The sequence below is a fragment of the Nocardia sp. NBC_00416 genome (assembly GCF_036032445.1).
GTDB lineage: Bacteria > Actinomycetota > Actinomycetes > Mycobacteriales > Mycobacteriaceae > Nocardia.
In genome coordinates, this window is the sequence record NZ_CP107932.1 from 4,417,623 (window position 1) to 4,436,387 (window position 18,765).

Genomic DNA, 18,765 nt, shown 5'->3' on the forward strand with positions numbered 1-18,765 from the left:
CCATTCGCCGTGATAGCCCGCCGCCGGACCATAGATCCGGCTCACGTCTGAGACACTAATGTGCCGGACCCGAACGCGCTGGCCGCGGGGCGGCCGCCGCGGCGCGGTGGGCGTTCGGCAGTGGTGCTAATTTGAGGTCCCGGTGAGGCGGCGATCACCGGAGCAGGAGGGTGTGTCGTGTTGGAGAGTGTGTTCGGGGTGCACCCGACGATCCTCCTGGAATTGCTGACCATTCCGCTGTTCACCGGAGTCATCGGCTACATCACCAACTGGACCGGTGTGCTGATGCTGTTCCGCCCGATCGCCTTTCACGGGGTGCGGGTACCCGGCCTGCGGTATTTGTACCCGTACCTGCCCAAGCGGATCCAGATCCTGCCGCTGCTCAGCGACGACGGCCGGTTCGGCTGGCAGGGCATCGTCCCCTCCCGGGCCGACAAGATGGCCAGTATCGCGGTGGACAAGGGACTTTCGAAGCTGGGCAGCGTCTCCGACTTCTATCGGGAGCTGGAACCCGACGCGCTGGCCGAGCAGCTGGCACTCACCGCTGAGTCGCAGATCCGCGATATCGTCGAGACCATTCTTCGCCGCGAACATCCGCAGCTCTGGTACAACCTGCCCACCCAGGTGCGCGAGATGGTGCACGAAAGAGTGCGCCAGCAACTTCCGGATATTCTGCGCGAACTCACCGGGGAACTCGGCGCGAACATCGACCAGTTGCTCGATGTCAAACAGATGGTCATCCGTTATTTTCAGGCCCGGCCCCAGCTGTTGAATCAATTGTTCCAGGTGCTGGGCGCCAAGGAATTGCGGTTCATGCAGAATTTCGGTCTCTATTTCGGCGCCCCGATGGGCGTGGTGCTGGTCGCGATCCTGCATCTGACCGGCTGGCCGACGCTGGCCGTGTTGCCGATCGGCGGTGTGATCATCGGCTGGGTGGTCAACTGGGTGGGCCTCAATATGATCTTCGCGCCCGCCGAACCGAAATGGTGGTGCCCGTGGCGGCAGGGTCTGCTGATCAAACGACAGAACGAGATCACCGACGGTTACGCCGAACTGGTGTCCACCCAGGTGATGACGGTGGCCAATATCGGTGACGAACTGCTGAACGGCCCGAAATCCGATCGCACCCTCCAGATGCTGGAGGACACCCTGCGGCCCGCCGCCGACCGGGCTCTGGGCCCGGCCCGCGGCGCGGTGAAACTGGTGCTCGGCAGTCGCGACTACCAGACGCTGACCCAGACCCTGACCTCCGAGGCGATGGCCATCGCGCCGATGGCCTTCGCCGACGAGGATTTCAACCTGCGCCAGGGCAAACAGATCGGCGCCTATATCGCCAAGCAGATGTCGGAGCTGTCCCCGAACGATTTCGTCGATATGCTGCGGGCGGCGATCAAACAGGACGAGTGGCTGCTGTTCGTGCACGGCGGCGTACTGGGCCTGTTCGCCGGATACGCGCATATCCTGGTCTTCGGAACGGGGGTCGCGACGACATGGCTGTGAAACGAGAAACCGGAGAACCCCGAGAAAGCGGCGAGCCCGGCAGGCCCGGCGGCCCCGCCGCCACGGTGCGCGCGGTGAGCGGCGTCGCGCGGGTCGCGGCCTCGGCCGTCTCGGGAACCGCGCGCTGGGGTGTGCAGACCGCGCTGGACGTCACCGAGACGGTGGTTCGGGGCAGTATGGCCGGACTCCCGCCGACCGAGATCCGCACCGAAGCGGTGCAACAGGTTCAGGAGGCGCTGCGCCGGGCGCTGGGCGTCCCGGCGGCGGAACCCGCCACCGCAGAATCCCCCACCGAACGTTCGCTACGTGAACAGGGCGCCGCGCTGTTGCGACTGGCCGCCAGCACCAAGGCCGCCGACGAAGGGCATCCGGCGTTCGCCCGGATCCTGGCCGAACTGACCTCCGACGAGGCACGCATCCTGCGGCTGCTCAGTCTCGAGGGTCCGCAGCCCGCGGTGACCGTCCGGGGCGGCCGGGCATCCCGGCGCAGCGCCCGCATGGGCGGCCAGCGGCCCGGGGTGGCCGATATCGGGGTGAGCATGATCGGTGAACACGCCGGGCTCCGGCATCCCGAACGGGTGCGGCGGTATCTGGCCAACCTGCGCCGTATCGGACTGATCGAATTGCTGAGCGAGCCGGTCGGCACCCCCGAGCGCTATCAGGTCCTGGAGGCCCAGGCTCCGGCGGCCGACCTGCTGAAGCAGGCCGGCGGGCGCGGCAAATTCCAGCACCGCGGTATCGCGCTCACCGTATTCGGCGGTGAATTCGTTCAGGCGAGTCTCCCGATCGCGGGCACCCACGGTCCGGTGGCCGAGAACCACTGATCCTCGCGGCGGCGGCTGTCAGGTCTGGTCGGCGAGTTCCATCCAGCGTTCCTCGGCCGATTCCTTCTGCGCTCGCACATCCTTGAGCTCGGCGCCCAGCGTCATGAGTTTGTCGGGTTCGGTGGCGGCATCGGCCATCGCCGTATGCAGGGCCGCCTCCCGCGCGTCCAGTTTTTCGATAGCGCGTTCCAGGCGGCTCAGTTCCTTGCGGGCCGCCCGATGAGCCGCCCCGTCGGTCTGTGGCGCGCGGGTCTGCGCAGCAGAGGTGCGCGCCGCCCGGGACGGTCCGGCGGCGAGCTCGGCCCGGCGGCGTAGGTACTGTTCGATCCCGCCGGGCAGGTTGGTGAGTTCACCGTCGCCGAACAGTGCCCAGGTGGTGTCGCAGATCCGCTCGACCAGATAGCGGTCGTGACTGATCACCACCAGGGTTCCGGCCCAGTTGTCCAGCAGATCCTCCAGCTGCTGCAGGGTGTCGATATCGAGATCGTTGGTGGGCTCGTCCAGTAACAGCACATTGGGTTCGGCCATGAGGATGCGCGTCAACTGCAAGCGACGGCGTTCGCCACCGGAGAGGTCGCGTACCGGGGTGCGCTGGCGCGCCGGGGTGAAGCCGAGCCGCTCCGCGAGCTGCCCGGCCGAAAGCTCCAGCGCCTTACTGCCCTCGCCCAGGGTGATGCGCATGGCGATCTCCTGGACGGCCTCCAGCACCCGCATCTGGGTGGGGAGATCGTCGAGTTCCTGCCGCAGCCAGCCGATCCGCACGGTCTGGCCCTGGATCCGTTTCCCGGACACCGGTTCGATATCACCGGCGAGCGCGCGCAGCAGCGTGGTCTTGCCCGACCCGTTCACGCCGACCAGACCGACCCGCTCCCCGGGGGCCAGCCGCCAGGTGAGGTCACGCACCAGCTCCCGCCCGTCCGGAGTGGCGAGGGTGGTGTCCTCGAGTTCGACCACCACGCGGCCCAGCCGCTTCTTGGCGAACGCCGCCAACGAGACGCTGTCACGGGGAGCCGGCACATCGGCGATCAACGCCTCCGCGGCCTCGACCCGGTAGCGCGGTTTGGAGGTGCGCGCCTGCGGTCCACGCCGCAACCACGCCAATTCTTTGCGCGCGAGGTTCCGGCGCCGGGCTTCGGTGGCGTCGGCTTGGCGGGCGCGTTCGGCACGGGCGAAGATCCAGTCGCCGTACCCGCCCTCGTAGGTCTCCACCCGACCGCCCACCACTTCCCAGGTGCGCGTGGCGACGGTGTCGAGGAACCAGCGATCGTGGGTCACCACGACGAGCGCGCTGCGCCGGGCCAGCAGATGCTGGGCCAGCCATTCGACACCCTCGACATCGAGATGGTTGGTCGGTTCGTCCAGAACCAGCAGGTCCAGTTCGCGCACCAGCGCGGCGGCCAGCGCGACCCGGCGGCGTTCACCGCCGGAGAGATTCGCCACCGAGGTATCCAGGCCCAATCCGGCGATCCCGATACCGTCGAGCACCGACCGGATCCGGGGGTCGGCGGCCCATTCGTGTTCGGCGAGATCGCCGGTGGGCGCGTCGTCGGCCAACCCGGCCAGTACCACCTCGCCGACGGTCGCGCCTTCGGGCAGGACCCCGCGCTGGGTGACCACGGCCAGCCGCAGTCCGCCGAGACGGCTCACCCGTCCGGCGTCGGGCTCCTCGATTCCGGTCAGCACCTCCAGCAGGGTGGTCTTACCCCCGCCGTTGAGACCCACCACGCCGATCCGGTCGCCGGAGTGCACACCGAGGGACACTCCGTCGAGCAGCGGTGTGATCCCGAAACTCTTGCTGACCTGCTCGAGGTTGATCAGGTTGGACATGGATCCTTCCGCCTGCGGCTGCCGGCCACGCCTGTACGGGGCCCCGATCAGCCTAATAGGCACTGTTGGGCGTAGCCCATCCGCAGCCCGCGCACGGCCGGAGCGAATGCGGAGGTACGCCTAATACACGCTGTTGGGCGTAGCCCATCCAAAGCCCGCGCACGGCCGGAGCGAATGCGGAGGTACGCCTAATAGGCACTGTTGGGCGTAGCCCATCCGCAGCCCGCGCACGGCCGGGACCCGCAGCGCGCCCGGCCGCGCCCGGGACCGGTCAGGCGCGGCGCGGGGCCGGACCGGGCGGTTCGGGCGCCGGGGGGTGCGGCTCCCCGTGACTCGTCACGCGCGCGCCCGGCACCGGCCCGGTGGCGGTGCGTACGCTGCGGGCCACCCCGGCGCCGGAGAGTTCGGCCGCGACCGCGACCGCCGATTCGGCCGATTCGCACAGGAACGCGCAGGTCGGTCCGGAGCCGGAGACCACTCCGGCCAGTGCGCCCACCTCCACGCCCGCACGCAGGGTGCGGCGCAGGTCAGGGCGCAGCGATACCGCGGCGGCCTGGAGGTCGTTGCCGAGCAGCGGTGCGAGCTGTTTCGCGTCACCCGAGGCCAGCGCCTGCATGATCTCCTGCGGTTCCCCGAGCCGGGGTGGGCTGCCCTGGACGCGCAGCCGGTCGAGTTCGGTGAAGACCTCCGGAGTGGACAGTCCGCCCTTGGCCAGCGCCAGCACCCAGTGGAAGGCATTGCGCGACAGCACCGGCAGCAGCCGCTCGCCGCGCCCGGTGCCCAGCGCCGTACCGCCGTGCAGGGCGAACGGCACATCACTGCCGAGTTCGGCGGCCACGGCGGCGAGTTCGTCGCGGTTGAGGCCCAGTTCCCACAACTCGTTCAGCCCGACCAGCGCGGCGGCCGCGTCGGCGCTGCCGCCGGCCATCCCGCCGGCGACCGGGATGCCCTTGTCGATGGCGATCTCCACCAGCGGGGCGCGGCCGGCCAGCTGGGCGAGCCGGACCGCGGCCTTCCACACCAGGTTGGTGCGATCGGTGGGTACTTCGGCGGCGCCTTCACCGGTGACCCGGAGAGTGAGCGAGTTGGCGGGTGTGATCTCCAGGTCGTCGGCGAGGGAGAGCGCCTGGAAGACGGTGGTGAGCTCGTGGTAGCCGTCGGCGCGCAGGTCACCTACTCCCAGATGGAGGTTCACCTTCGAAGGAGCCCGTACGGTGACGGGGCTGGGCACAACGGACAGCACGGTGACCCAGCCTAATGTGCACAGCTGGAGGAGGCCCAACGATAGTCGGCGCACGGCCGGGGCGAAGGCGGAGGGGACGCCTGACGGCTGCCCCTCCGGCGGCATGGTGGAAGCCGCGCTGCCGCCTCCGGGTCCGCGTTCCGGGGCGAATGAGGCGGGTGCCAGCGGTCCGGGCGTTTCACGATCGAAGCCGGAGCCATCATTGCCCCAACTACCCCCCAGGGGTATATTGGCGGCACGGTCCCGACCGGGGATTCAGCACGAAGGAGATGCCATGCCCACGACCAGCACCTACACCGTCGCCGGGATGACCTGCGGACACTGCGTCCAGGCGGTGCAGACCGAAATCGGCAAGATCGACGGCGTCACCAGCGTCGAGGTCGATCTCGCCTCCGGCCGAGTCGCCGTGGAGGGCACCGGCCCCATCGCCGCCGCCGATATCGCGGCCGCGGTCGACGAAGCGGGCTACGAAATCGCCGGCTGAGTCAGGACTGCGCGGCGAGACGGACGAACGCCGCGGTATCCAGGGTTTCCCCGCGAGCGGTCGGCGCGATCCCGGCGGCGAGCAGCCGCCGCTCGGCTGCCGCGGGGCTGCCCGCCCAGCCCGCCAACGCGGCGCGCAAGGTTTTGCGGCGCTGCGCGAACGCCAGATCGATCACTTCGAAAACCCGGCGCCGGTGCGCTTCGTCGACCGGCCACGGCGATTCGGCGAACCGGTCGATCCGCACCAGACCCGATTCGACCTGCGGGACGGGCCAGAACACTTGACGCCCGACCGCACCCGCCTTGCGCACCGTCCCGTAGAACCCCGCCTTGACACTGGGCACCCCGTAGACCCGGCCGCCCGGCGCCGCCGCGAGCCGATCGGCGACCTCGGCCTGCACCATCACCAGTGCGGTGGCGATACTCGGGAACTCGGCCATCAGGTGCAACAGCACCGGTACGGCGACGTTGTAGGGGAGATTCGCGACCAGCGCCGTCGGCGCCGACGGCAGCGCGTCCGCCCGGACCCGCAGTGCGTCACCCGGAATCACGGTCAGCCGCCCGGCCAGCGAGTCCGCCCGCTCCCGCACCGTCGCGGGCAACTGCCCGGCCAGCACCGGGTCGATCTCCACCGCGAGCACCGCGTCCACGACGTCCAGCAGGGCCAGCGTCAGCGAACCGAGCCCGGGCCCCACTTCCAGCACGGTGTCCGCGCGGCCGACTCCGGCGGCGGTCACGATCCGCCGGACCGTGTTCGCGTCGTGCACGAAGTTCTGCCCGAGTTGTTTGGTCGGGCGCACACCGAGCCGCTCGGCCAGCTCACGCACCTGCGCGGGCCCCAGCAGGGCCGCCTGGCCACGCACCATCATCTCGGCATCCGACACCGGGAAAACCTACCAACTCCATTACCGACGGCGGGATCGGCACAGCCGTGTACGGCCGGGCGGGCACAGCCGTGAACGGCCGGGCGGGCACAGCCGTGAACGGCCGGGCGGACACAGCCGCGGGCAGCTCCCGGTCGACGAGGCGGCGGGCGATTGCCGGTGCGGCCCGATCGCCGGCCGGGGTCAGGCGGCGAAGGAGTCCAGCGAGTGGGAGACACCGATCGGAGCGGACCGGGCCCGTTCGCTGCCGGAGTCGTGGGTGGCGATGGCCGCGCCGGCGCCGGCGATCAGCACCAGCAGTACAGCGGCGATGACCATGTACAGCAGCGGCGAGCGTGAGGAGTTGATCCTCGCAAAGGGTGACACGATCACGGGACGATAACGAAGCCCGTGGCCGACGACAACCGCAACGAACCGACCCGATGGTTTTTCACATCACCGATATGTGCCGACACCCCAGATAGGCGAGATACTCCGGCGCTCGATTGTGATTCAGGTCACTCAAGATCAAGAGGGTCTACCAGCGCCCGAATCGGTACACCCGCCGAGCGTTCGCCGTGCTGATCTCCGCCAGTTCACGCGGGTCCTGACCACGCAGTTCCGCCACCGCCCGCACGGTGTAGGGCAGGCAGTACGGCTCGTTCGGCGCGCCCCGATACGGATGTGGCGTCAGATACGGCGCATCGGTCTCCACGAGCAACTGCTCGTCGGGCACCACCTTCACCGCCTCCCGCAATTCGCGCGCGTTCTTGAAACTCGCCGTCCCCGAAAAACTCAGCACATATCCCTCGGCCACACACGACAACGCCATATTCGCGTCCGAAGAGAAGCAGTGGAAGATCACCGTCTCCGGGGCGCCCTCGTCCAGCAGGACGGCCAGCAGATCGTGATCGGCCTCGCGGTTGTGGATCATCAGCGGTTTGCCGACCCGTTTGGCCAGATCGATATGCCAGCGGAATCCCTCGATCTGGGTTTCGATATCCGCGCAGCCGTCCAGTTTTCCCGGCCAGTAGTAGTCGAGCCCGGTCTCCCCGACCGCTACCACCCGGGGATCGGCCACCAATTTCGCCAACTCGGTCCGCGCGGCATCGTCGAGCGCGCCGGCCCGGGTCGGATGCAGGGCGACGGCGGCGTACACACGATCGTCCCAATTCGCCGCCCGCACCGCCCAGCGGGCCGCCGCCAGGTCGTCGGCCACGGTCACCACCCGGCCCACCCCGACATCAGCCGCCCGGTCGACCATCGCCGTCACCGACGCGGCGTCGGTGGCGCCGCAGGCGTCCAGATGGGTGTGCGCGTCGACCAACGGCGCCAACGGTTCGGGCGGCGGCGGGGCGGGACGCTGCGCGCTCATCGGTCCGCGACCCGTCGCCGGAGCGAGCGGACGCGCGGAACGGGACCCGCCACACGAGCAGGCCGGGGCACACGCACACGATCGAGAAGAGGCACGCGCACCACAGTAGAGACCCCGCCCCCGCCCCGCGGAGCGGCGGCACCGCCACCGCCGGGCCCGGCCGGACACGGTGCGGCGCCGAATTCGGTTCCGGCCCGCGAACCCGTGCCAGTAGCCTCTGATGGCATGAACACGCAGTCGAGTCGGGATCACTGCGGTCCGCATGATGGAATCGACACACCATGAGCGCAGTCGATCGCCCCGCCTTCTACATCACCACGGCCATCGCGTACCCGAACGGTGCGCCGCATATCGGGCATGCCTACGAGTACATCTCCTCGGACGCACTCGCCCGGTTCAAGCGGCTCGACGGGTACGACGTGTTCTTCATGACCGGAACCGACGAGCACGGCCAGAAGATGCAGCAGACCGCCGCCGCCGAGAACATTCCGGTGGAAGAGCTGGCCGCGCGCAACTCCGATGTGTTCGAGCAGATGGACAAGACCCTCGACATCTCCTTCGACCGCTTCATCCGCACCACCGACGCCGACCACCATGCCGCCAGCGTCGCGATCTGGCAGCGGATGCTGGACAACGGCGATATCTACCTGGACAACTACTCCGGCTGGTACTCGGTGCGCGACGAGGCGTTCTACACCGAGGAGGAGACCACCCTGCTCGACGACGACAGCCGCATCTCCACCGAATCCAAGACCCCGGTCACCTGGACCGAGGAATCCAACTTCTTCTTCCGGCTCTCCGCCTACCAGGACAAGCTGCTCGCGCTCTACGACGAACATCCGGAGTTCATCGCCCCGGCGACCCGCCGCAACGAGATCGTGAGCTATGTGAAGGCCGGGCTCAAGGACCTGTCCATCTCGCGCACCACCTTCGACTGGGGCATTCCGGTCCCGGGCCACCCCGACCACGTGATGTACGTCTGGGTGGACGCGCTCACCAACTACCTCACCGGAGCCGGCTTCCCGAACACCGATTCCGCCGCGTTCGGCAAGTACTGGCCCGCGGATGTGCACATCATCGGCAAGGACATCACCCGCTTCCACACCGTGTACTGGCCCGCGTTCCTGATGTCGGCCGGTGTCGAACTGCCACGCCGCGTCTTCGTCCACGGGTTCCTGTACAACAAGGGCGAGAAGATGTCGAAATCGGTCGGCAATGTGGTCGACCCGATCGAACTCGTCGACACCTACGGCCTCGACGCCCTGCGCTTCTTCCTGCTGCGCGAGATCTCCTACGGGCAGGACGGCAGCTACAGCCACGAGGCGATCGTGTCCCGGATCAACGCCGACCTGGCCAACGAACTCGGCAACCTGGTGCAGCGCAGCCTGACCATGGTCGCCAAGAACTGCGGCGCGGCCGTCCCCACCCCCGGCGAGTTCACCGCCGACGACCGGGCACTGCTCGACCGGGTGAACGGGCTGCTGGAACGCTGCCGGACCGAATTCGACATCCAGCAGATCCATCTGGCGCTCGAACAGATCTGGCTGACCCTCGGCGAGACCAACCGCTACTTCAGCGCGCAGGCGCCCTGGGCGCTGCGCAAATCCGGCACCGAAGAAGATCTGGCCCGGATGGCGACGGTCCTCTACGTCACCCTCGAGGTGATCCGGATCGTGGCGATCCTCGTCCAGCCGGTCGTCCCGGGTTCGGCGGCGAAGATCCTGGACCTGCTCGCCCAGCAGTCCCGCGACTTCGCCGATATCGCCACCCCGCTGACGCCCGGTGTCGCACTGCCGGCCCCCGCGCCGGTGTTCCCGCGCTATGTGGAGCCGAAAACGGAGGAATGATCCGAGCGGGTCTAGTCCACCGCGGCGCGGCGGGCGGCCAGCACGGCATCGTAGAGTTCACGGCGTGACACGCCGGCGACCTCGGCGATCTCCGCGCTCGCGTCCTTGAGACGCAGCCCCGCCGCGGCACGCTCCTCCACCTGGGCCACCAGGTCCTCCGGATCCAGCACAGTGGCGGACGCGCCCTCCAGCACCACGGTGATCTCGCCCCGCGCACCGTCCACCGCCCATTGCGCGAGCTCGGCGAGGGTGCCGCGGACAACCTCCTCGTAGGTCTTGGTGAGTTCACGGCACACCGCCGCCCGCCGGTCACCGCCCAGCACCTCGACGGCGTCGGCGAGGCAATCGGCCAGCCGGTGCGGAGCCTCGAAGAACACACAGGCCCGGCGCTCACCGACCAGCGTGCCCAGCCACTCCTTACGGCGCCCCGACTTGCGCGGCGCGAAACCGTCGAAGCAGAACCGGTCCACGGGCAGCGCCGACAGCGCCAGCGCGGTGGTCACCGCCGACGGCCCCGGCAGACAGGTCACCGGCAGGCCGCGCTCGGCACAGGCCGCCACCAGCCGATACCCGGGATCGCTCACCGACGGCATCCCCGCGTCGGTGACCAGCAGCACGGTCCGGCCGTCCGCGATCTCGGTCAGCAGCGCCGGAATCCGCGCCGACTCGACGTGATCGTAGAAACTGACCACCCGCCCACCGATCTCCACTCCGAGCGCGTCGGCCAGCGACCGGGTGCGCCGGGTGTCCTCCGCCGCGACGATATCGGCGCTGCCCAACGCGTCCCGCAACCGGAGCGAGGCATCGCCGATCGCCCCGAGAGGTGTCGCCGCCAATATCAGCCCGCCCTGCGTCACCACACTCCTGCCCGGCCCGGCCGATCCGGGCCTGTCACCGCTGGCAGTGTATTTGGCGCGCTGGCGCGCGCGGGGGTTGAGGCCCCCTTGGTCCCGGCGTTCAGCCCTCGAGACTCGTGCCTGCGGCGCATGCGCTTCGAGGGCTGAACGCCGGGACCGGCCTCAACCCTTCAAGTGTCTCGCTGAACTCGACGCCGACGGTCACGCTGCACACCGAACCCACGACCCACCAGTCCGCACCAGCAAAACCCGAACATCTCCCCTCCACGAACCGCCACACCACCCCTGCACCGAACCTCCCACGACCCACCGCGGCAGCATCACGGCGTGGGGAGTTATCGGTGGCGCGGGAGTTAGGGGAAGGCCCATACGGACGCGCCGCAGCACACGCGAATTCGGGGCCTGAACCCGCGCCTCTGCTCAACACTCCGCCGAGGCACCCCGCCCCGGTCTCCCGTCCGCGAACGGCCGCACCCACCCTGCGCCGAGTCCAGCGAGGCCCTCGAAGGTTGCGGCCCGGCCCGCTGTTCAGCGCCCGAAGCGCATGCGGCGCAGCCGCGAGTCTCGGGTGCTGAACAGCGGGCCCTCTGGGGCCGCACCCGCGCCGCCCCAGGCGGCGCAATTAAACACAGACCTTCCCGAGCAACCCCACCTCCCCACCTCCGCCAGTGAGCCCACCCTCACCGTCACGCGCGACCCACCCCCACCTCCACCCCTCCACCCCGCAACGCAGAAGGCGACGCATTTACACATAAGCTCGGGGCTGTGACTCAGCTGACCGACTCGCGCCCCCGCGCGCCCTGGCGGCCGCCGCGCACCTGGTCGAGCCCGGCGCCGTTGCGGCCCGCACCCGATTTCGGTCCCACCGATACCGCGCGCGGCTGGGTGGTCAGCCTGTTCCTGACGGTTGTCGCGGCCATCACCCGTTTCACCATGCTCAACTATCCGACCGACGCGGGCACACCGGTTTTCGACGAGAAGCATTACGCCCCGCAGGGGTGGCAGTTCCTGACCGGTGGTATCGAGGACAATCCCGGCTACGGGCTGGTGGTGCATCCTCCGGTCGGCAAACAGATGATCGCGATCGGGGAGGCTCTATTCGGGTACAACGGCTGGGGCTGGCGGTTTTCGGCCGCTCTGGTCGGCACTCTGCTGATTCTGCTGGTCATCCGGATCGTGCGCCGGATGACCCGCTCCACGCTGCTCGGGGCCATCGCGGGGATCCTGCTGATCGCCGACGGGACGACCTTCGTTTCGTCGCGTATCGGGATGCTCGACATCTTCATCACTTTTTTCGTCACCGCCGCTTTCGGCTGTCTGATCGTGGATCGCGACCAAGTCCGGGCCCGGCTCGCGCGAGCCGATGCCGAAGGCCGGATCGGCGATACTGTGTGGGGCCCGCGGCTGGGGGTGCGGTGGTGGCGGTTCGGCGCTGGGGTACTGCTGGGGCTGGCGTGCGGGACCAAATGGTCGGGTCTGTACTTCATTGCCGCGTTCGGATTGATGAGTGTGCTGTTCGACCTGTTCGCGCGGCGCACCTACGGCGTCCGCCGCCCGGTGTTCGGCACCGCCGTCCGGGATCTCGGTCCCGCGCTCTACGCGCTGGTCCTGATCCCGCTCGGCGTCTATCTGGCGAGTTACGCCGCCTGGTTCCGCAGCGAGACCGGCGTCTACCGGTACATGGCCGGGAATCCCTCGGCCCCTGAGGACGGGATCGGCGCCGGCGGTTTCTGGTCGCATGTGGTGCCCGACGCGATGCGTTCGCTGTGGTATTTCCACTCCCGCACATTGACGTTCCATTCCGAACTCACCAATTCCGCCGGCAACCATCACCCGTGGGAATCCAAACCGTGGACCTGGCCGATGGGTTTGCGGCCGATGCTGTACTACTACGCCGACGACGGGGTCACCGGCTGTGGGCAGACCGAATGTGTGAAGGCCGTCATGCTGGTCGGCACGCCGGCTCTGTGGTGGGTCGCGCTGCCGGTACTGGCCTGGGGCATCTGGCGCTGGATCGTCCGCCGTGACTGGCGGTATGCGGCCGTGCTCACCGCCTACGGCGCGGCGCTTCTGCCCTGGTTCCTGACGCTGGACCGGCAGATGTACTACTTCTACGCGGTCACCCTGGCCCCGTTCCTGGTGATGGCGGTCGCGCTGGTGCTCGGCGATGTACTGGGCACCGCCAGACGCGCGGTCGCCCGCGGCCCGGGCGGTATGTTCCTCCCCACCGAACCCAGCGAACGCCACAGTTTGGGTCTGCTGGCGGTCTGTCTGTACCTGGGCCTGGTGATCGCGAATTTCATCTGGCTGTGGCCGATTCTCACCGGGCTGCCGATCACCACCGGCAACTGGCAGGACCACCTCTGGTTGCCCAGCTGGAGATAGCGGGACGCGGCTATCCGCTCAGGGCGACCTCGACGTAGTGGACGGCGTCGTCGGCGTCGAGGCCCAGTCGCCGGATGGCCGCGACGTACTCCGAGGCCGCACGGCCGGCGGCGTCGGCGGTCGGGTCACCGGAGGAGGCGATGAACGAGCCCAGCCGGCCCCGGGTTTCCAGCACACCGTCCTGTTCCAGCTCCCGGTAGGCGCGGGCTACCGTGTTCGGCGCCAGCCCCAGCTGTGCGGCCAGGGCCCGCACCGTCGGAATCTTGGTGCCGGCCGCCAGTTCACCCGCGCGAACCCGGGCGATGACGGCGAGCCGCAGTTGTTCGTACGGTGGGATGCCCGAATCGTGGGACACCGTGATCTCGAGCATGGCTCGTTCTTACCGCATCCGGCCGGGTTTCATACCGGATCTCGGGCAAGCGGGCAGGACAGGCAGCGCGGCCCGCCCCGGCCCGAACCCAGTTCCGAGCCGGGAATCCGCAGTACCTCGATTCCGGAGTCCTCGAGGCGGGCGTTGGTCATCTCGTTGCGTTCGTAGGCCACCACCACTCCCGGCCGCAGCGCGAGGGTGTTGTTTCCGTCGTCCCACTGTTCGCGTTCCGCGGTGACTCCGTCGAGCCCGGTGTCGATCACGCGGAGTTTGCCTATTCCCATGGCCTCGGCCGCGGCGGGCAGGAACGGCTCGGGCCCGGTCACCACGCAGCCTTCGGAATTCTCGTCACGGCGGATCGTGTACGCGGTGAGGCTCTCACGAACCCCCGGGTACATCACTACCGCGTCGATATCGACCATGGTGCACACGGTGTCCAGATGCATGGTGGCGCGGTTCTGCGCGATCGGCACGACGAGGACCGTGTGGGCGAGCCGGTCGTCGAACAGGCTGCGGGCCAGGGCTTCCGCCCCGGCCGGCGAGGTCCGCTCGCCGACTCCCACCGCCACCACTCCCGGCGCCAGCAGCAGCACATCGCCGCCCTCGATCGGCGCGGTATGCGATTCGTAGGCTCGCCGCACCCCCAGGAATCGCGGGTGGAAGGCGTAGATGAGGTCGGTCAGGGAGGTTTCCCGGGCGCGGGCGGGCAGGGCCAGCGCGGTGATGGCCACCTTGGGTCCGATCCAGAACGAGGAGTCGCGGGTGAACAGCAGGTTCGGCAGTGGGTCGATGACGAAATCGCCGCCGTGGTGCATTCGGCGCACCAGTGAGGTGTTGTCGGCGGCGAAGGGCAGTTCGTCGAAGGTCATCCCCGCCATCAGGATCCGGGCCAGGTCGGGTGCCGGCACGCCCCGTAGGTGGCCGGCCAGATCGGCGGCGAGGGAGTGGCCGAGGCGGCGGGTGTGTACGGCCGCGGAGATGCCCTGGATGCGGGCGGCGCCGCTGACCTCCAGCGTTTCGGTGAGCGCGTCGGCGACCAGGAGCACCTCGACCCCGCGGTCGCGCAGTACCCGGGCGAAGGTGTCGTGCTCCTGCTGGGCGCGTTCCACCCAGGGGATGCCGTCGAAGAGCAGTTGATCGTTGTTGCGCGGGGTGAGCCGGCGCAGTTCGTCACCGGGGCGGTGCAGCAGTACCGCGCGCAGATCGCCGACCTCGGTCGTCACCCCGTAGGCGGCAGGGGGTGTGCGGTTCTGGTCCCGGGCCCGGGCAGCGGATGTCCGATCGGGTACGGCATCTGGTCCCATGTCCCGACTTTAGTGCGCGAAACGGCCCCGAGCACGGCGGCGCCGACTGTTCGCGGGGCAGTTGCCCCGATTCCGCCCCCACCTCCAGCAACCTGAAGTATTGTTCAGATAGAGGAGGAGTAACGATGCCGACAGCGGATTGGACCACGAAAGAGCTGACCCCGGGCCAGCTTTCCGAGCGTAGCGGAGTAGCCGTGTCCGCGTTGCATTTCTATGAACGCGAAGGCCTCATCTCCAGCCGCCGGACCAGCGGAAATCAGCGGCGCTACACCCGTGAGACCCTGCGCCGGGTCGCGTTCATCCGGATCTCGCAACGGGTCGGCATCCCACTGAGCGATATCCGCGCGGCCCTGGACCGTTTGCCAGAAGGTCGCACGCCGACGCGGCGTGACTGGGAGACACTGTCCACCACGTGGCGGGTGGATCTGGACGAGCGGATCACCCAACTGGTCCGGCTGCGCGACAACCTCACCGGGTGCATCGGTTGCGGCTGCCTGTCACTGGGTAGCTGCAAGCTGGTCAACGAGTACGACCGGCTCGGCGCCGAGGGCCCCGGCGCGCGGGTGCTGGACGTTCACCTGAACTGCCCGGAGCAGCAGCCCCGGCGCTGCGAGTCCGACGACCCGCTCAGTGCGGCGCCGGAGAGTCCGGACTCGTTGTGCTCTCCGGTGCTCGATTCCGATTCACCGACTGCTTCAGCGTGCTGAACTGCTGGTTGGCCTGACGCATCAGCAGTTCGTAGGGGAACGCGAACTTGCGCTTCCACCAGTACCCGAACCGGATGTCGAACGAGCTGTACACCAGGAAACGATTGCGTTCGATCCCTTTCAGGATCACCGCGGCGACCTTCTCCGGCGCCACCGCGTGCCGGGTGAACAGCGAGGTCACCCGCTGGACCCGCGGATGCTCCTTGTCCACGCCGACCAGATCGAACGACCGCACCAGCGGCGTGGCCACCGCGCCCGGTGTCACCACGTGCACCGAGATCCCGTGCTCGGCCAGCTCGAATCGGAGCACCTCCGACAATCCACGCAGGCCGTACTTGCTGGCGCTGTAGGCCGCGTGCCACGGCAGTGCCAGCAAACCCGCCGCCGAGGACACATTCACCAGCGCGCCGCCCTGACCGGCCCGCACCATCGGCGGAACGAAGCGCTCGATCACATTGATGGGCCCCATCAGGTTGATATCGATCATCCGCCGCCAGTGCCGGATCTCCAGGCTGTCGACCGTCCCCCAAACCGAGGTGCCGGCCACGTTCATCACCACGTCGAGACTGCCGACCTGCTCGTGCACGGTCGCCGCGAATCCGGCGACGGCATCGTAATCGGCGATATCGAGCGCCTCGGCGACGAGTACCGTGCCGCCCGCCGCCTCGACCTCGGCGACCGTCGCGGCCAGCCCGTCGGCGTCGATATCGGTCAGCACCAGCCGCGCGCCCCGCGCCGCCGTAGCCAGCGCGGTCGCCTTGCCGATGCCGCTGGCCGCGCCGGTGATCAGCGTTTTCGCGTCCTGCACCGATTTCCTGCGGTCGACCCGACCCATGCTGATACTCCCGATCGTCGGACTGCGATGTCGGCAGCAGCCTACCGATCCGGCGTCGGCCCGGCACGACGGAAACCGCCGCGCGTTCGCACGCCGCCGCTACACGTCCCAGGGGTCCAACCCGAATTCGGGGAGCGTGTGGTCCAGGTTGGCCAGGCGCTTGACCGAGGTCGCGAGGGCCTCCCGGTTGGCGAAGGTGGGACTGTCGCTGAACGCCCGCGAGATCGCGAAGTGATCGGTGGCCAGCCGGTGGGCGATCGCGGTACGGGTGGCCCGGCCGACCGAGTTCCATTCGCCGGGGCTGATATCGGCGCGCAGGGCCCGGTCGGAGTCCCAGCTCTCTTCGACCCGCGCGATGAAGCCGTAGTCCAGCTGCGCACTGGAATCCGGTGCGAGGGTGTGCCGGGACAGGCTGTCGGCATCGGCCACGGCCTGAGCGGCGAAGGCTGCATCGGCGTCGGTCCCGGCATGGTTGATCACCGCATTGCCGGACGCGACGGCCTTCTGCAGGGGTCCGAAGCCGTACGGGTTGCGCGATTTGGTCTCGTCCCGGACCGACCGTGCGCGAAGCGCCTGGTTGATACTGTCGTGGCCGGCTCCCGCGTCCAGTAGTACGGCGGACATGTACCGATAGGGCACCCGGTTGTTGTCGAGGTACTTGATGGCACGCGCGAGTCCGAGTTCGGTGCCGATACCACCCCATTCGTCGGCTTCCCGGCGTGCCAGCAGACGCCAGTTCTGCCGGGCCAGGGACGCCCAACGATTGCCCTCCAACCGGCTGGCCGCGGTGGCGATATTGACCCGGTCGTTGCGCATCTTGCCGAAGGCCATCGGACTCAGCGGGCTGACCGTACGGCCGACCAGCCAGGCGGCGAGCGGCGAGGCGTTGACGGTGTTGAGGGCAGCCAGGCTCGCCATCGCGGACATACCCGAACCGCCGCCCGATCCCTTGCCGCCGCCCATGCCGAGCGCCGGACCGCCCGACCCGCCGCGTACGCCCTGGATGGTGGAAGCCACCCGGTTGGCCATCCAGCTCGAGCCGCGGGTCAGCCCATTGGCCAACTTGCCGAATTGCAGGATCGCGACGACCTCCACGACCGCCGCGATCACGAGTACCGCGAGCACCTGGCCGCGCGCCTGTTGGAACAAGTTGCCCAGGAACAGCAGATACACACCGATGAACACGGTGTAGGCGCACATCCGGGCCGCCGCGATTCCCGAATTCACCAGGTTGCGGACCAGGAAGGTCTGGGTGGGCCCGAAGACGAACCCGCCCGCGGCGAATCCGAATATCGCCATGAATGCCTGGAAGATCGCGTCCAGCGCGGCCCGCATGAGGCGGTAGGACAGCAGCACCGCGAAGAGCAGCAGCACCGCGGCCGACACCAGCAGCAGCAGTCCGGTGCCGATCTGGTTCATACTCGGATGCGCGGCGGCCGCGGCGGCGTCGGTGTCTCCGCACGCCGCGAGCGCGCTCCTGGTCCGGCCGGTATCGCCCGCGGCGACACCCGATGACCATGCCGATGCGCACACGGAACGGTCGTCGACGATATGCCCGAAGTTCCACACCTGCACCGGGCGGCGCGCGAAGTTATCGGCCATCTCGCCCTGTAGTGCGCTCACCGCCAGATCCGGGTTGCGGTTCGCCGACCCGTTCAGTCCGGTCGCGATCGCCATACCCAGGTCCCGTCCACCCGCGAGCAGGCCGTCGGAGTCCAGTACGCCCGCCAGCGGCGCGGCCAGGAACAGCGGTCCCAGCACCGCCACCGCCAGCATCGTGACGGTCTGCATCACCGCGCGGGCGTGGAAGCCGCGCATGATGAACCAGGCGACGAAGAACGCGCCGAGGGTCGCGGCGGTCATCAGCACGGCCGGTGTCGCGAGCTGCGCGGAGAGGGCGGCGGCGGTGCCGCGCAATGCATCGGCGAACAGGTCCAGCCAGGAGAAGCTCAACGTGAAGCCGATGAACCAGATCGCGGTGGTCACGATGATCATGTAGCCCACGAATTCCAGACCCACGATCGTCCACACGGCCGTCGCGCCGGGGTTCAGCAGGCTGCCCTTGTCGCTGATATAGGCGTAGTCGGCGAGCGCCACGCCGAAGGAGTCCCGGATATTCATCCAGGCCACGCCGTCCATTCGGGTCGTCCCGGCCGGGTCCGAGCCGTCCTGGGCGACGGCGACCGCCCCGAGAGCGCCCGGCAGGACCGCCAGTACGAAGAGTCCGGCGAGGCACCAGCGAATGCGGCGCCGCCAGATCGCCGCCGTCCGCGATGCGCCGGTTCCGTGCTCACCCCACAGGCGCATGGCCGTCGTTCCGGCTACTGGCCTGCGCGTTTCACGCG

At 68.8% G+C, this 18,765-nt stretch carries 16 protein-coding genes; 6 read left to right on the forward strand and 10 right to left on the reverse strand.

Annotated elements, in window-relative coordinates; translation table 11 throughout:
* The first annotated feature begins 177 nt into the window (after nucleotides 1-177).
* Together OG804_RS18945 and OG804_RS18950 are read left to right on the forward strand one after the other, a co-directional pair.
* Nucleotides 178-1,500, forward strand: coding sequence for a hypothetical protein (locus OG804_RS18945; RefSeq protein WP_328388313.1), 1,323 nt, complete (start codon nucleotides 178-180; stop codon nucleotides 1,498-1,500).
* Nucleotides 1,491-2,324 carry an Abi-alpha family protein gene (locus tag OG804_RS18950; RefSeq protein ID WP_328388315.1) on the forward strand — a complete coding sequence of 278 codons (834 nt, stop codon included), beginning with the start codon at nucleotides 1,491-1,493 and terminating at the stop codon, nucleotides 2,322-2,324. The genes OG804_RS18945 and OG804_RS18950 overlap by 10 nt, the downstream gene beginning before the upstream one ends.
* 18 nt (nucleotides 2,325-2,342) lie before the next feature.
* Here the strand turns inward: OG804_RS18950 and OG804_RS18955 are convergent, their stop codons facing one another.
* Nucleotides 2,343-4,151: an ABC-F family ATP-binding cassette domain-containing protein gene (locus OG804_RS18955; RefSeq protein WP_328388316.1), complete on the reverse strand. Its 1,809-nt coding sequence runs from the start codon at nucleotides 4,149-4,151 to the stop codon at nucleotides 2,343-2,345.
* A 271-nt stretch (nucleotides 4,152-4,422) separates the two neighbouring features.
* Nucleotides 4,423-5,394 (reverse strand): 4-(cytidine 5'-diphospho)-2-C-methyl-D-erythritol kinase, encoded by a 972-nt coding sequence (locus OG804_RS18960; protein ID WP_328388317.1) that lies wholly within the window; start codon nucleotides 5,392-5,394, stop codon nucleotides 4,423-4,425.
* Between the two features lie 274 nt (nucleotides 5,395-5,668).
* On the opposite strand from OG804_RS18960, the gene OG804_RS18965 reads away from it, so the two are divergent.
* A complete protein-coding gene (locus tag OG804_RS18965; protein WP_328388318.1) occupies nucleotides 5,669-5,878 on the forward strand; it encodes a copper ion binding protein in 210 nt (69 codons plus the stop codon).
* A 1-nt stretch (nucleotide 5,879) separates the two neighbouring features.
* Here the strand turns inward: OG804_RS18965 and rsmA are convergent, their stop codons facing one another.
* The 3 genes from rsmA to OG804_RS18980 all read right to left on the reverse strand — a co-directional run bounded on the left by rsmA (nucleotide 5,880) and on the right by OG804_RS18980 (nucleotide 8,115).
* On the reverse strand, nucleotides 5,880-6,746 hold the full coding sequence (gene rsmA, locus OG804_RS18970; protein WP_442941891.1) for a 16S rRNA (adenine(1518)-N(6)/adenine(1519)-N(6))-dimethyltransferase RsmA: 867 nt from the start codon (nucleotides 6,744-6,746) through the stop codon (nucleotides 5,880-5,882).
* A gap of 198 nt (nucleotides 6,747-6,944) precedes the next feature.
* Nucleotides 6,945-7,127 (reverse strand): hypothetical protein, encoded by a 183-nt coding sequence (locus OG804_RS18975; protein WP_328388323.1) that lies wholly within the window; start codon nucleotides 7,125-7,127, stop codon nucleotides 6,945-6,947.
* A 151-nt stretch (nucleotides 7,128-7,278) separates the two neighbouring features.
* Entirely contained in the window at nucleotides 7,279-8,115 is an 837-nt protein-coding gene (locus tag OG804_RS18980) for a TatD family hydrolase (RefSeq protein ID WP_328388325.1), read from the reverse strand.
* A gap of 281 nt (nucleotides 8,116-8,396) precedes the next feature.
* On the opposite strand from OG804_RS18980, the gene metG reads away from it, so the two are divergent.
* Entirely contained in the window at nucleotides 8,397-9,962 is a 1,566-nt protein-coding gene (gene metG, locus OG804_RS18985; protein ID WP_328388327.1) for a methionine--tRNA ligase, read from the forward strand.
* A gap of 11 nt (nucleotides 9,963-9,973) precedes the next feature.
* Here the strand turns inward: metG and rsmI are convergent, their stop codons facing one another.
* Nucleotides 9,974-10,819: a 16S rRNA (cytidine(1402)-2'-O)-methyltransferase gene (rsmI, locus tag OG804_RS18990; protein ID WP_328388329.1), complete on the reverse strand. Its 846-nt coding sequence runs from the start codon at nucleotides 10,817-10,819 to the stop codon at nucleotides 9,974-9,976.
* A 765-nt stretch (nucleotides 10,820-11,584) separates the two neighbouring features.
* Between rsmI and OG804_RS18995 the strand changes: the two genes are divergently transcribed.
* On the forward strand, nucleotides 11,585-13,204 hold the full coding sequence (locus OG804_RS18995; RefSeq protein ID WP_442941574.1) for a dolichyl-phosphate-mannose--protein mannosyltransferase: 1,620 nt from the start codon (nucleotides 11,585-11,587) through the stop codon (nucleotides 13,202-13,204).
* Between the two features lie 10 nt (nucleotides 13,205-13,214).
* Here the strand turns inward: OG804_RS18995 and OG804_RS19000 are convergent, their stop codons facing one another.
* Nucleotides 13,215-13,574, reverse strand: coding sequence for a GntR family transcriptional regulator (locus tag OG804_RS19000; RefSeq protein ID WP_328388331.1), 360 nt, complete (start codon nucleotides 13,572-13,574; stop codon nucleotides 13,215-13,217).
* 29 nt (nucleotides 13,575-13,603) lie between these two features.
* Complete coding sequence (locus OG804_RS19005) at nucleotides 13,604-14,878, reverse strand: arginine deiminase (RefSeq protein ID WP_328388333.1); 1,275 nt, start codon at nucleotides 14,876-14,878, stop codon at nucleotides 13,604-13,606.
* Nucleotides 14,879-15,003: 125 nt separating this feature from the next.
* On the opposite strand from OG804_RS19005, the gene soxR reads away from it, so the two are divergent.
* A complete protein-coding gene (gene soxR, locus OG804_RS19010) occupies nucleotides 15,004-15,585 on the forward strand; it encodes a redox-sensitive transcriptional activator SoxR (RefSeq protein ID WP_328388335.1) in 582 nt (193 codons plus the stop codon).
* Here soxR and OG804_RS19015 read toward each other — a convergent pair.
* Complete coding sequence (locus tag OG804_RS19015) at nucleotides 15,506-16,420, reverse strand: SDR family oxidoreductase (protein WP_328388337.1); 915 nt, start codon at nucleotides 16,418-16,420, stop codon at nucleotides 15,506-15,508. The two genes, soxR and OG804_RS19015, sit on opposite strands and share 80 nt — an antisense overlap.
* Before the next feature lie 99 nt (nucleotides 16,421-16,519).
* Complete coding sequence (locus OG804_RS19020) at nucleotides 16,520-18,727, reverse strand: hypothetical protein (RefSeq protein ID WP_328388339.1); 2,208 nt, start codon at nucleotides 18,725-18,727, stop codon at nucleotides 16,520-16,522.
* Nucleotides 18,728-18,765 lie beyond the last annotated feature (38 nt).

Bases quoted from the DNA above. Each gene is read 5' to 3' on its own strand.
- OG804_RS19005 (WP_328388333.1), bottom strand. From the start codon at position 14,878: ATGGGACCAGATGCCGTACCCGATCGGACATCCGCTGCCCGGGCCCGG.
- OG804_RS19020 (WP_328388339.1), bottom strand. From the start codon at position 18,727: ATGCGCCTGTGGGGTGAGCACGGAACCGGCGCATCGCGGACGGCGGCG.
- metG (WP_328388327.1), top strand. From the start codon at position 8,397: ATGAGCGCAGTCGATCGCCCCGCCTTCTACATCACCACGGCCATCGCG.
- OG804_RS18980 (WP_328388325.1), bottom strand. From the start codon at position 8,115: ATGAGCGCGCAGCGTCCCGCCCCGCCGCCGCCCGAACCGTTGGCGCCG.
- OG804_RS18965 (WP_328388318.1), top strand. From the start codon at position 5,669: ATGCCCACGACCAGCACCTACACCGTCGCCGGGATGACCTGCGGACAC.
- OG804_RS19015 (WP_328388337.1), bottom strand. From the start codon at position 16,420: ATGGGTCGGGTCGACCGCAGGAAATCGGTGCAGGACGCGAAAACGCTG.
- OG804_RS19000 (WP_328388331.1), bottom strand. From the start codon at position 13,574: ATGCTCGAGATCACGGTGTCCCACGATTCGGGCATCCCACCGTACGAA.
- rsmA (WP_442941891.1), bottom strand. From the start codon at position 6,746: ATGATGGTGCGTGGCCAGGCGGCCCTGCTGGGGCCCGCGCAGGTGCGT.
- OG804_RS18950 (WP_328388315.1), top strand. From the start codon at position 1,491: ATGGCTGTGAAACGAGAAACCGGAGAACCCCGAGAAAGCGGCGAGCCC.
- OG804_RS18955 (WP_328388316.1), bottom strand. From the start codon at position 4,151: ATGTCCAACCTGATCAACCTCGAGCAGGTCAGCAAGAGTTTCGGGATC.
- soxR (WP_328388335.1), top strand. From the start codon at position 15,004: ATGCCGACAGCGGATTGGACCACGAAAGAGCTGACCCCGGGCCAGCTT.